This is a genomic window from Pseudaeromonas paramecii (assembly GCF_039540575.1).
Classification (GTDB): Bacteria; Pseudomonadota; Gammaproteobacteria; order Enterobacterales; family Aeromonadaceae; genus Pseudaeromonas; species Pseudaeromonas paramecii.
This window is the reverse complement of record NZ_BAABFC010000001.1, coordinates 268,264-281,098: the sequence shown is the minus strand read 5'-3', so window position 1 is coordinate 281,098 and position 12,835 is coordinate 268,264. Positions and strand designations below refer to the sequence as shown.

Here is a 12,835-nt window from a genome sequence, read left to right as displayed (position 1 = left end):
GATAAGGCCCCCGAAGGACCGGGGCTATTTTTACAGCTTTATGGCAGGTCAGCAACGACCCTGGCCCCTTAATTCAGGGCTCAATGTGCCGGCGAAAGGGTGGCAGGGCAGCCAGCAGGCCTGGGCCATAGCTTTTGGTCAGCAAGCGTCTGTCCAGCAATACCACCCGTCCGGCATCCTGTTCCTTGCGTATTAGACGGCCACAGGCCTGGATCAGCTTGCGGGATGCCTCGGGAACCGTGATCTGTAAGAAGGGGTTGCCACCACGGGCACTGATCCACTCGGCCAGTGCCGCCTCCACCGGGGAGGTGGGTACGGCAAAGGGCAGCTTGGTGATGATGAGGTTGGTGAGATAGTGTCCTGGCAAGTCCAGTCCTTCGGAAAAACTGCCGGTACCAAACAGTATGCTGGGGGTTTGGTGATCGCAGCGGGTCTGGTGCAGGTGAAGCAGGGCCTCGCGGGAAGCCTCTCCTTGTACCAGCAGGCTGAGGCCATGTTGGGCTCGGAGTCCATCAGCCACCGTTTGCATCTGTTGATAGGAGGAGAACAGCACCAAGCTGGCTTGTTGTTCTTTTAACAAGTCGGGCAATTTTTCGATCAAGGCAGCGGTAAAGTCGGGGCTGCCGGGTTCACAGGGCATGCTGGGCAGATACAATTCCGCCCGTTGGTAATCAAAGGGGGATTGCAGGCGCAAGAATCGTACGCCGGCCTCATCAAACAGCCCGGCCTGATGGCGGAAATAATCGAATTTGCCCAGTGCGGTGAGGGTGGCGGATACCAGAATGGCGCCGGCGCAGCGCGACCAGAGCTGACGTTCGAGCCAAGCGCCCATCTCCAGCGGTGACGCGTGCAGGCTGTGATCCTTTTCCTTTATATGCTGTGCGACCCAGCGTGCCAGTGGCTGGGCTTGACTGGCAGACTTGAACAAGGTCCAAAGTTGAATGGCCTGTTCGACCCGCTGCGAGGCATGGCTGATCTCCACCAATAGCGGCTCCGCACCATGTTGGCGCAACTGCCCATCCTTGAGGCCCTCTGCCGTGATGTTTTTCAGTTTTTCCAGGCTGCGACGGAGTTTTTGACTACTGGCGAGCAGTTCTTCTGATAAATGCACCAGGTGATCCGGCAAGGGACCCAATTCAAAGCGATGAAGCGGGTCATCAGCAAACCAGTTGGCTTGTTGCTGTAACCAGGTCGAGAGCTGCAGTAAGCCCTGCTGCTGGGATTGCACCTCGTCATTAAGCTGCTGACAGAGGCCGATCAGGCTGTCACGTTTGAGTTGCTGGGACACCTTTTCCCCCAAGGTGGGCAGCCGTGCCAACCAACTACGGGTCTGGCGAACCATCAGCTGCGCCGCGCCCTGATCTCGGGCTATGTTGGGCAAGTGATGGGCCTCATCAAAGACATAAAAGCAGTTCTCTGGTTCCGGCAGTATCACGCCGCCGCCCAGGGCCAGATCTGCCAGTAACAGTGCATGATTGACCACCAGGACCTGGCACTGATCCAGCTCGGCCCGAGCCCGCTGAAACGGGCAGAGCCTATGATGAGCGAACATGGGATTACAGCTGTGGCGGTCGGCGGCTATGGCCGCCCAGGCCTCTGGCCGCACTGTTTCCGGCCAACTATCCAGGTCACCTGCCCACTGTCCCCCTGTGTAGGCTTGCCACATGGCTTGGTAGCACTGCTTATCTTGTTGATCCGGCTTGAAGTCCAATAACTCGCCAAAGCTCAGCGTCTGCTGTGCACCGGCGGCCGCCAATTGCTCTAGACGATGTTCGCAGCAGTAGCGCTGGCGGCCCTTGACCAGGGTGTAGCGAAACTGAGATCCCGCATGCTTGGCATAAAACGGTAGATCCTTGTTGATCAGTTGCTCTTGCAGGGAGAGGGTGGCGGTGGAGATCACCAGCGTCTTATTGAGTCCCAGCGCACTGGGTACAGCTGCTTGCAGGTAGGCCAAAGATTTACCAATGCCGGTGCCGGCTTCGGCCACCAGAACACGCCGCGAGGAGTGGTAGTGACCACAGAGCACCTTGGTGATTTCGGCCACCAGATAGTTTTGTTCTTTTCTTGGTACGAAGTTTGCTAGCTCTTGGCTTAGCTGACGGTAGCCACGTTGCACGGCTTCCTTTATTGCGTTTGGCACCATGTTTCTGGCCTGCATAACCGGGGTGGCAACATGATGCCAAAGCAGGGCTGAAATGTCAGAGCTGAAGTGCGGGCTGACCCACAAAAGCGACGTTTTGCATTCGGCTGGCTGAGCGTCAGTAGACGGGATTTTCCACCGTATCTCGTTGAATTTTATTTAGATAAAGCGGCGACAACAGGGGTGGGGAAAAGTTCATTTTTTTCTGTTGCTCGCCTCACATTTTGTGTGATAGGCTCACCGCCATAGTGATGAAAAGTCACTAGACACAGGGAAAAACAAGGACTTAGTGTTTAATTACAGTAGGCATACCAATATGAAAAAGACGATTCTTGCAGTTGTTATTCCGGCTCTGTTTGCCGTTTCCGCCAACGCCGCCGTAGTGTACGACAAGGATGGCACTCAGGCTGAAGTTTACGGCCGCGCCCAATTCGACGTGGCTGATGATGGCGAAGATACCAACGGTGTTGGTTCCGCTCGTCTGGGCGTGAAAGGCAAGGTTGCCATCGCCGATGGCGTGAGCGGTATCGCTCGTGGCGAATGGCAAGTGGCTGCCGAAAACTCTGACAGCAGCAAGTTTAAGGCTCGTCACGTCTACGCCGGTTTCGACTACGCTGACTACGGCACCCTGGTATTCGGTCAAACCGACACCGCCTTCTACCAAGCTGTGGCTGCCACCGATATCTTCAACACCTACGGTTACGAAACTGCCAACATCATCGAAAGCGGTCGTCAAGAAGGCCAGGTAGTATATGCCGGTCAGTTTGGTGGCTTCTATGTGGGCGCTTCCTACGAATTCCGTGACCCCAACTACACCTACACCGTAGGTGGTGCTGATGGTACCGAAGACATTGCCACCGGCGCCTCCTTGGATAACGGCTATGCCGCTACCCTGGGCTACTCCTTCGATTTCGGTCTGTCTGTCTACGGCGGCTTCAACAAGGAAGACGTGCTGAATGGCAACGACAAGAAGAACTACGCCGTTTCCGCTACCTACAGCCTGGACAGCCTGTACCTGGGCGCCCTGTACGCCGAAGCCAAGATGGGCGACGCCAAGCTGAAGGGTTATGACTTTGTTGCCTCCTACGGTGTAACCGATGCCGTTACCCTGTACACCGGCTACGCCACTCAGGAACTGTCTGGTACTGCTTCCAGCGACGGCGATACCGCTGATGCCCTGAAGCTGGGTGCCCAGTACAAGTTCACCAGCAACTTCATGACCTGGGGTGAATACCTGGTTGACGGTATCGACGGTCACGACGACCAGTGGACCGTTGCTCTGCAATACAACTTCTAAGATTGTTGTAGCATGCAACTCAAAGGCGACCTTAGGGTCGCCTTTCGCATTTAGTCACTTACCTTCCTCATGCAGCCGGTATCACGAATACCCCTCTGGTCTTGTCTTTGTCGTTACGCTCATCGAAACATCACATCTGGAGCTGAGTCTTGCACGGTTGCGATGCCATGTTGCTGAATACTCGCAGTCTCTGTCTGATCACGACACCTAACATTGATGTGCACTCCACATTCGCCAGACAGGGTGATAAGTAGTAAAAAACCACCTGCATAGCAGGTGGCTTTGATTTGCCCGCTAGAAGGGGGCTGTTTCACTCAGGCGTAGGTTTATTAGACCTGAGGTATCAACCGACTCTCGCTGTTTGATGCTGATTTGTCCCTGCCGCCTTTCTCCACTATCGCGCTCTTTCTGCCCCCTGCTTGGCGGTGGCGAGCCAAGGGGGACCTTGCTGTCCCCCTTGGCAATCCCTACCCGCTGGCCCTGCGGGTTCCCTCTATCGGGCCGGCTATTCGGTCGTTATCGACGTGTTCCCAACACGGCGATAACTGGCTCGGCATCCCTGCCTCGCACCCGGCCGTCCCGCTCTCCTCGCCAGCGACAAGGGATAGGAACCGCTTAGCCAGCAAGATGAAACCACTGCGACAGCTGGTTTATTCAACATGCCTTTGTTGATGAGAAACACCTGGGCATGGGCGCTCTACGGGCATAGCCCCGATCGAACGTTCACCACCGCCATAGGAGGTGGTTTTAGGATGACAATAAAAAAGAGGAGCCGTTGGCTCCTCTTTTTCTTAGTTAAAACAGGACTGAGAGATTAAACCTTCAGTGCCTCATTGTGCACGTCCATGACGGCGCGACCGGACGGGTCAGCCATCTCCTTGAACTTGGCATCCCATTCCAGCGCAGCCGGGGTGGAGCAGGCCACTGACTTGCCATAGGGCACACAGCGGGCGGCAGACTCCAGCGGGAAGTGATCCTCGAAGATTTCCCGGTAGAAGTAGGCTTCCTTGGTCAGGGGCGTGTTAATGGGGAAGCGGAACTCGGCCGCGGCCATCATCTGGTCGGTGACTTCCTTCTCCACATAGGCCTTGAGGCTGTCGATCCAGGAGTAGCCAACGCCATCGGAGAACTGTTCCTTCTGGCGCCAGGCCACGGCATGCGGCAGGTAGTGCTCGAAGGCTTCTCGGACGATGTGCTTCTCGATCTTGCCGTTGCCGCACATCTTGTCCTGGGGATTGAGGCGCATGGCCACATCCATGAACTCCTTGTCCAGGAAGGGAACGCGACCCTCGATACCCCAGGCGGCCATGGACTTGTTGGCCCGCAGGCAGTCGTACATGTGCAGCTGACTGAGCTTGCGCACGGTTTCCTCATGGAATTCCTTGGCATTGGGGGCCTTGTGGAAATAGAGGTAACCGCCAAACAGCTCGTCGGAGCCTTCGCCGGAGAGCACCATCTTGATGCCCATGGCCTTGATGAAGCGGGCCATCAGATACATGGGGGTGGAGGCACGCACCGTGGTGACGTCATAGGTCTCCAGGTGATAGATGACATCCCGCAGGGCATCCAGACCTTCCTGCACGGTGAAATGGATCTCGTGGTGGATGGTACCCAGATGATCTGCCACCTTCTGAGCCGCTGCCAGATCCGGGGAACCCTGCAGACCCACGGCGAAGGAGTGCAGCTGCGGCCACCAGGCTTCGGATTGATCGTCGTCTTCCACCCGACGGGCGGCAAACTTCTTGGTGATGGCGGAGATCACGGAGGAGTCGAGGCCACCGGAGAGCAAGACGCCATAGGGCACGTCACACATCAGCTGGCGCTTGACCGCCGCTTCCATGGCTTCCCGCAGCTCGTCTACGGAGCTGACGTTGTGCTCGACGGCGGCGTATTCCATCCAGTCACGTTGGTAATACTTGGTCAGCTGACCATCCTTGCTCCACAGGTAGTGCCCGGGGGGGAACTCCTGCACGCTCTTGCACACGGGCACCAGGGCCTTCATCTCGGATGCCACGTAGAAGTTGCCGTGCTCGTCGAAGCCGGTGTAGAGGGGGATGATGCCCATGTGGTCGCGACCAATCAGGTAGGCATCCTGCTCGGCATCGTACAAGATGAAGGCGAAGATGCCGTTCAGGTCATCCAGAAAGGCGGCGCCCTTCTCCTTGTATTTGGCCAGTATGATTTCGCAGTCAGACTTGGTCTGGAACTGGAAGTCCACGGTCAGTTGCTTTTCCAGATCCTTGTGGTTGTAAATCTCGCCGTTGACGGCCAGCACATGGGTTCGCTCGGGATTGTAGAGGGGTTGCGCGCCTGTGCTGGGATCCACGATGGCCAGTCGCTCGTGCACCAGGATGGCGCGCTCGCTACTGTAGATACCGGACCAGTCCGGACCGCGGTGACGCAGGCGCTTGGACATCTCCAGGGCGCTCTTACGCAGCGCCACTGCATCGGACTTGATGTCCAAAATACCAAAAATAGAACACATACTTCCTTTTCCTCGAATCAGCTGGGCCCCACGTTAAGCCCAAATTGTTCTTATCATTCCTCGTCCCCCAATCTGCCAGAGCGGGCAGGGGGCTTCAAGTTTAAATCCTTAAAATTGCCCCTTTGCTACCAATCTTGGGGCAAAAGGGCCAAAGCTGGGCATCAGGGCGTTAAACCAGTTCGATGTCGGCCACCGATTGGTAGATGTGATTGGGGCGAAACGGCACCGTATCGATGTCGCTCATTCGACTGACGCCGGAGAGCACCAGTATGGTTTCAAGACCAGCCTGGAAGCCCGCCAGAATATCGGTCTTGAGGTTGTCACCTATGATCAGGGTGTTATCGGAGTGACTGTTCATGCGGTTTAGCGCCGCCCGTATGATCCAGGCGCTGGGCTTGCCAACATAGAAGGGTTGCCGCCCGGTCATGCGTTCTATGGGGGCACAGAGGGCGCCACAGGCAGGATACATGTTGGGGCCATGGGTGTCGGGGTTGGTGGCGATGAAGCGCGCCCCCTGATCCACAAAACGGGCTGCCTGCTGGATCATGTTCCAGTTGTAATTGCGGGTTTCGCCCACCACCACGATTTCGGGATCCACATCTGTGATGGTGAAGCCGGCCATATAAAGCTCGTGGGTGAGGGCCCCTTCGCCGATGACAAACACCTCCGGCCATCCTGGCGCTTGAGAAAATCCGCGGTCGCCATGGCGGAGGTATAGAAGCAATCCTCCGGTACATGGATGCCGGCTCCCAGAAAGCGATTCTGTAAGTCTTTGGGGGTTTGCCCAGGGTAGTTGGTCAGGAATAACAGACGACGGTTGGCTTCCAGAAGCTGGTGTACAAATTGATCGGCACCGGGCACCAGATGGTTATTATGCAAAATAACCCCATCGATATCGCAGATGATATTTTTCTTCTTCATGACTGTCCTATGTGTGCACCCTAGCCAGTTCTGCCTGGGATAAATGGCTGCCTTAGGCAAAGATGCTATAAAGGTGCTTTGCTGTCAGCTAACTTAATTGGCATCATGGCCCAGAGCGCAACGTATTGAAAGAGAAGCCTATGAAGCAGTTTATTGCCGCACTTCCCAAGGTGGAGTTGCATCTCCACATCGAAGGTACCCTGGAGCCCGAGCTGATGTTTGCCCTGGCCGAACGAAATGGTATCAAACTGCCCTATGCCGATGTGGCCGCCTTGCGTGCCGCCTACGACTTTCACAATCTGCAATCTTTCCTCGACCTCTATTACCAAGGGGCCGCCGTGCTGCAGACGGAGCAGGATTTCTTCGATTTGACCTGGGCCTACCTCAGTCGCTGCCAGGCCCAGCATGTGGTGCACACGGAGCTGTTTTTTGACCCGCAGACCCACCTGTCCCGCGGTATCGAGATGGGTACTGTGATCCGTGGCATCAGCCGTGCCTTGGATCAGGCTCAGACCCAATGGGGGATCAGCAGCTGCCTGATCCTCTGCTTCCTGCGGCATCTTAGCCAGGAGGATGCCCTGGCGACACTGGAAGCGGCCCTGCCTTATCTGGATAAGATCCAGGGGGTCGGCCTGGACTCTTCCGAGCTGGGCAACCCGCCCAGCAAGTTTAGCGAGGTGTTTGCCCGGGCCAGCGCGCTGGGGCTGAAGGCGGTGGCCCATGCGGGCGAGGAGGGGCCGGCCAGCTATATCTGGGAGGCGCTGGATCAACTCAAGGTGTGCCGGATTGATCATGGAGTGCGCTCGGTCGACGATCCGCGCCTGATAGCCCGGTTGGCGGAGGAGCAGATCCCCCTGACGGTCTGCCCCCTGTCCAACACCCGCCTGAAGGTGTTCGACAAGATGGCGGATCACAACCTGTTGCAATTGCTGGATCAGGACGTGTGCGTCACGGTGAACTCGGATGACCCGGCCTATTTCGGTGGCTACCTGCAGGAGAACTTTGAGGCGCTGGCCAGGGATCTCAAGGCCAGTCGGGAGCAGTTGCGCCAGCTGGCTCTCAATGGGGTACAAGCCAGCTGGCTGCCGGTGTCCCGGAAGAAGACCCTGATTGCGGAGATCCTGATGCTGCCCTGAGCGGTGAACGCCGCTCGGGTGATCTTGGGCCGTCTTTTCATTATGATGACGGCCCGTTGTCTTGTTGGGGAGTGTTATGACTCGTTCCGATCCCGTCTTTGACCACAGTTTTCAGTCCCGCTATCTGCATCCCAGGTTTTGGTTGACTTGGTTAAGCCTGGGACTCTTATGCCTGCTGGCCTGGTTGCCGGTACGCTGGCGTGATCGGCTCGCCGCCGCCTTTGCCCCTTTGGTGCTGCGTTTTTCCAAGAAGCAGTGCTACATCGCCCGCACCAATTTGGAATTATGCTTCCCGCAACTCAGCCCGCAGGCTCGTGAAGTCATCTTGCTGGACTCCATCCGGGTTGGATTGCAGTGCTTTTTTGCCTTTGCCGAGCCCAGCTGTTTTTCCGCGCAACGCCTGCTCAAGCGCTATGCGCCCCATGGCTGGGATAAGGTGAAAGCCGCGATGGAAGATGGCGGTCGGCCGGTCATCTTCCTGATCCCCCACGCCTGGGCCATTGATGCCGGCGGCATGTTCTTGGCGGCGCAGGGTTACCCCATGTGCACCATGATGCACAGTGCCAAGAATGCGCTGTATGACTGGTTTATCAACCGCCAGCGTGCGCGCTATGGTGGGCGTGTCTATGAACGCAGTGCCGGTCTCAAGTCGGTGATCAAGAGCATGGGTGAAGGCTGCCACTTCTTTTACCTGCCGGATCAGGACCATGGCGCCGACGCCAGCCTGTTTGTGCCGTTCTTTGGCGTGCCCAAGGCCACCCTGCCGGCCCTGCCCAGGCTCGTCAAACTCACGGGTGCCCGAGTCGTGCCCTTGCTCTCTTGCTACAACGCCGGCACCGGCCAGTATGATTTGCTGTTCGGTGACATCATGACGGAGTACCCGACCGGCGACTTGCTGGCAGATACCGCACGCATGAACCAGGAGATAGAAGCGCTGCTGGCCCCCCGGCCTGAGCAGTACATGTGGTTTCTTAAATATTTCCAGACCCGTCCAGAGGGTGGACGTGAGGGCTTCTATGAGGCCGGAATTCGCCGGGTTCGTGGCCGATAATCTTTGTTATCAATAAGTTATTATTTATTGCTGTGTCTCGAACCACTCAGCCCATTTCGGCTGTGGTGTGATGTGGGTCACGCGCCTGCTGTCTGAAAAGCCTGCCAGGTTTGCAGTTTTATCCGGCTGGAGCGACAACCTGTGACAGATTTTTTGCCGTCCTGCCAACTCATGAGGAGTTGAATATGTCAGCCTCCGCCGGCCCCTTGCAGTCCTGGGTCTATCTGGATACCGAATCTACCCGCCGTCTGGTGCAACTGCCTGTCAGCGCCGAGCAAACTGCTGTGTGGCTGGGTCAGCTACAGCAGTTGCGCCGCCAGGGGGTGGATGCCCTGGTGGTGCCGATCCACTGGCGCTGGATAGCGCCCTTTGCCCCTGAGCAGGCCAATGACATCGGCAGTTGGGCGGGGTATCAACGACTGTTCACCCAGATCCAGAGTCAGGGGCTCAAGATAGTGGCGGAGGTGGCCTTTGTCGCCACAGGGCTCAACCAGCCTAGTGCCCTCACCCTGCTGCCGGATTGGTTATGGGGTCGGTTGCAGCAGGCCCTGCCGGCCCATTTTCCCATCGATAGCCTCAAGTATCTGGATCAGTACGGCCGCGACACCATAGCCGCCTTGTCCCTGTGGGCCAAGGAGGTGACGCTGCCGTTTTACCGCCAGTTTCTGCAAGGCATGGCACTGCACCTGTCATCCCAGGCCGGGGCGGTGCAACAACTGGTGTTCGGCTTGGGGCCTGATGGGGAGTGGCGCTATCCCTGGCTGGGGCGCTACGAGGTGGCGGAGCCGGCGCGGGTGCTGCCCTGCTACAGCGAGCTGGCCCTGGCGGATCTGCATCGCAGCCAGTTGCTGCGGCACGGCAGCGAGCAGGCCTGGTGTCAGCACTGGGGCTATGCGGCGCCCGAGGGCTTAAGCAGCGTCATGGCGCGTCGCCAGTTGCTATTGTGGTTGCAGGAGCAGGGCGACTGCCCGGCCTGGCAGGAGTTCTTCGCCTGGTATCAAGGCTCCCTGCAGGAGTATGGCTGTCAAGTCCTCGCCCTGGCGCGGGAAACCTTCACCCAGCCCTGGCGGGTCAAACTTGGCCTGCGGTTGTGCGGCAATCTGCCCCGGCTCAGTGATGAGGTGCCTCTGCCGCCCGGTCTCATAGCCGGCTTGCAGGGGCCGGGCGGTGCGGCCGATCCGGCCCCCCTGCTGGCCGCCCTCAAGGACAGGTTAGGCGCGGCGGAATTGACCCTGCTGCTCCCTGGCGTGGCGACACCCCATGGCGAGGTGGCGAGCCCCCTGGTGCAACAGTGGATCGCCGCAGCCGATGCCCAGGGGATTGGCCTGATGGCCGAATGCCGGCGGGCCGATGTGTTGCAGGATCATCCGCAATGGGATCGCCTGATCCAGTCGGTGCTGCGTCAAGGACCGTTTCGCGGCTGGCTGCTGGGGGATCTGCCCTGTTTGCTGGCCAGTGCCGAGCAAGGGCAGTCGCGGCTGCGGCAGCTGGCGCGCCTCAAACATGCCCAGGGGCAACTGCCGCAAATGGCTAGCAAACAGTTTCGGGTCATGGGCCCCCTGCACCTGAAAGTGGCCAATCAGCGGCAGATGGTGGAGGAGGAGGATTGGCGAGCCTTTGCCGAGCAACTGCGCCAGTTGCGTCGCCTCGGCGTGACGGCGGTCTCCACGGATCTGTGGTGGGGCCTGGTGGAAGGTCGGCAGCCTGGCCAGTTTGACTGGAGTTATTACGACCGCCTGGTGGCCGTGCTGGCAGAGCAGGAGATGCACTGGGTGCCCATCCTCTCCTTCCACCAGGCCGGCGGCAACGTCAACGACGACTACATGCAGACCATTCCCTTGTGGCTGTGGGGCATTTTGCTGCAGCGCCATCCCGAGCTGGAGTCGGTGCGGGATCTGCAGTATGTGAGCGAAACCGGCGATGCCTCCATGGAGTATGTCTCCTTGTGGGCGGATCCCTATGTCATCCCGTTTTACCTCAACTTCATGACGGCGTTTGCGGCGCACTATGCCGAGCGGGCCGCCATGATAGACGAGATCAATGTCAGCCTGGGGCCGGCGGGTGAGCTGCGCTTTCCCAGCTACAACGCCCACGATTGGGGTAACTATCCCAATCGGGGCACCCTGCAGTGCTATAGCCCGCTGGCCCAGCGGGATTGGCAGGACTATTTGCACCGTAAGTTCGGCAATGTCGCCGCCCTCAACTATGCCTTCGGCAGCCAGTACAAGAGCCTGGACGCGATCCCCATGCCGTCGGCGGATAGCCTGTTCGACAACAAGCAGTATGTCTATTCCGCCTGGGGGAGGGAGTTCCTCAGCTGGTATCAGGGCTCCCTGATCCGCCACGGCCGCCAGATCCTCGACGGCGCCCTGTCCCTGTTTGGTGATTCGGCACTGCGGGCCGTGCCCATCGGCATCAAGATCCCCGGCATTCATTGGGAGATCAGTGATCCCGCCTGCCCGCGGGTGGCGGAGATCACCGCCGGACTCATAGCGCCCCATCCGGCGCTGGGGCCCCATAATCAGCGGGAGTATGTGCGCCTGCTGGAGGGGTTGATCGCCCCCGAGCACCGTGCCCGAGTGGTGGTGCATTTCACCTGCCTTGAGATGATCAACAAGGACTACGAAGGCTATTCACGGGCGGCGGATCTGGTGAGTTGGTTTGCCGATGCCGCCCATGAGGTGGGGGTGTCCCTGATGGGGGAAAATGCCTTGGCGGGGGAACTGTACGGGGAGCAGGGCTGGCAGCAGATCGCCGCCGCATTGGGGCGCAACCCCGGCTACGATGGCATTACGTTTCTGCGCATGCAGAACTTCTTCGATGACAACCGGCTGCCGCGGGAGCGCCTGGCTTGGCTCATCAACCAGTTCCAGTAGATCCCGTCTTTGATGAAGTTGAAAGCGGCGCCCAGGGCGCCGTTTTCATTCACTCGATTGCCGGCCACGCCGGGTCCTGTTGAACCTAAGATTTAACGTAATGTTTGCGGTGGTGCATCAGGAGCGCCGCTTCACTTCCGTTATTTGCAGTTGCAGCAGGGGGTGTGTTTGCCCGGGGGGCAGCGTCAACCAATCGGTGGTAAAGGGCTTCTTGTCGCCTTGACGCAGGTAGGTGTCCGGCATTTGGTAGATGGACTGCCACAGCCGCAGTGGCAGCGCTTGCAATTGTTCGCCCTGCTCGGAGTAGAAGACCACCTGTCCTTCGACCTGTACCACACTGCCGGCCTGCTGATTGTGCACCTGCAGTTCGAGCCTCATGCGATCGCCCTCCTGGATCCGATCCGTCAGGGCTACCGTGACCCCCTGAGCCGTGCTTTGGCTCAGCAAGGCCGGTTCCGCCATGGCCTGTTGGCTCAGGCGCGGTGCCACACCGCTCTGTGCCGGCGTGGTGAGCAGATAGTGCCAGGTAAAGTCATCCTCCAGCACCACCTCACGGCCATCCGGCAGGGTCAGTTGGGTGGCGGCCAGGGCCGGCAGACTCAGGGCAAGCAGACTGGGTAGAAGCAGACGCATGGAAACTCTCTTATGGTCTAGTGGCATGCAGGCAGGGGTGGAGCGAACGCGAGGACGGGTCAGCGCAGATCAGGCGGCGAGACTGAGCTGGGCTGACCATTCCCCGGTCTTGTGCTTGGCGTGGCGGCGATAGCTGCCCTTGCCTTTGCGGTTTTGTTCGATGCGGTTACGAAACAGGGGATCGGTCACCAGAGCGGCCAGGGCGTTATCGGCTATCTCACCGCGCTGATGTTGATGGGGCAGGGGTTGTTTACTCATGCTGGGCTCCTTATTGCCTAAGCGATGCCGGATAAGCC

General features: G+C 58.7%; 8 protein-coding genes and 1 pseudogene. 4 read left to right on the top strand and 5 right to left on the bottom strand.

Annotated elements, in window-relative coordinates; translation table 11 throughout:
- Positions 1 to 73: 73 nt before the first annotated feature.
- On the bottom strand, positions 74 to 2,143 hold the full coding sequence (gene dinG, locus ABD847_RS01295) for an ATP-dependent DNA helicase DinG (RefSeq protein WP_345009263.1): 2,070 nt from the start codon (positions 2,141 to 2,143) through the stop codon (positions 74 to 76).
- Positions 2,144 to 2,456: 313 nt separating this feature from the next.
- Here dinG and ABD847_RS01290 point away from each other — a divergent pair, with 313 nt between their 5' ends.
- Positions 2,457 to 3,437, top strand: coding sequence for a porin (locus ABD847_RS01290; RefSeq protein ID WP_345009261.1), 981 nt, complete (start codon positions 2,457 to 2,459; stop codon positions 3,435 to 3,437).
- 814 nt (positions 3,438 to 4,251) lie between these two features.
- Here ABD847_RS01290 and asnB read toward each other — a convergent pair.
- Together asnB and ABD847_RS01280 are read right to left on the bottom strand one after the other, a co-directional pair.
- Entirely contained in the window at positions 4,252 to 5,922 is a 1,671-nt protein-coding gene (gene asnB / locus ABD847_RS01285; protein WP_345009259.1) for an asparagine synthase B, read from the bottom strand.
- A gap of 169 nt (positions 5,923 to 6,091) precedes the next feature.
- Positions 6,092 to 6,843, bottom strand: a pseudogene (locus tag ABD847_RS01280) (HAD-IIA family hydrolase).
- Positions 6,844 to 6,983: 140 nt separating this feature from the next.
- On the opposite strand from ABD847_RS01280, the gene ABD847_RS01275 reads away from it, so the two are divergent.
- The 3 genes from ABD847_RS01275 (at position 6,984) to ABD847_RS01265 (ending at position 11,906) form a co-directional block, all read left to right on the top strand.
- The gene (locus tag ABD847_RS01275; protein ID WP_345009257.1) at positions 6,984 to 7,979 is read left to right on the top strand and encodes an adenosine deaminase; all 996 of its coding nucleotides are present in this window, start codon (positions 6,984 to 6,986) and stop codon (positions 7,977 to 7,979) included.
- 76 nt (positions 7,980 to 8,055) lie between these two features.
- Positions 8,056 to 9,030 carry a lauroyl-Kdo(2)-lipid IV(A) myristoyltransferase gene (gene lpxM / locus ABD847_RS01270; RefSeq protein ID WP_345009255.1) on the top strand — a complete coding sequence of 325 codons (975 nt, stop codon included), beginning with the start codon at positions 8,056 to 8,058 and terminating at the stop codon, positions 9,028 to 9,030.
- A gap of 185 nt (positions 9,031 to 9,215) precedes the next feature.
- A complete protein-coding gene (locus ABD847_RS01265; RefSeq protein WP_345009253.1) occupies positions 9,216 to 11,906 on the top strand; it encodes a family 14 glycosylhydrolase in 2,691 nt (896 codons plus the stop codon).
- A 117-nt stretch (positions 11,907 to 12,023) separates the two neighbouring features.
- On the opposite strand, the gene ABD847_RS01260 is transcribed toward ABD847_RS01265, so the two are convergent.
- Both ABD847_RS01260 and ABD847_RS01255 read right to left on the bottom strand, forming a co-directional pair.
- Positions 12,024 to 12,539, bottom strand: a complete 516-nt coding sequence (locus ABD847_RS01260) for a DUF3157 family protein (protein ID WP_345009251.1) — start codon at positions 12,537 to 12,539, stop codon at positions 12,024 to 12,026.
- A 69-nt stretch (positions 12,540 to 12,608) separates the two neighbouring features.
- Positions 12,609 to 12,797: an alternative ribosome-rescue factor A gene (locus ABD847_RS01255; protein ID WP_345009249.1), complete on the bottom strand. Its 189-nt coding sequence runs from the start codon at positions 12,795 to 12,797 to the stop codon at positions 12,609 to 12,611.
- Positions 12,798 to 12,835 lie beyond the last annotated feature (38 nt).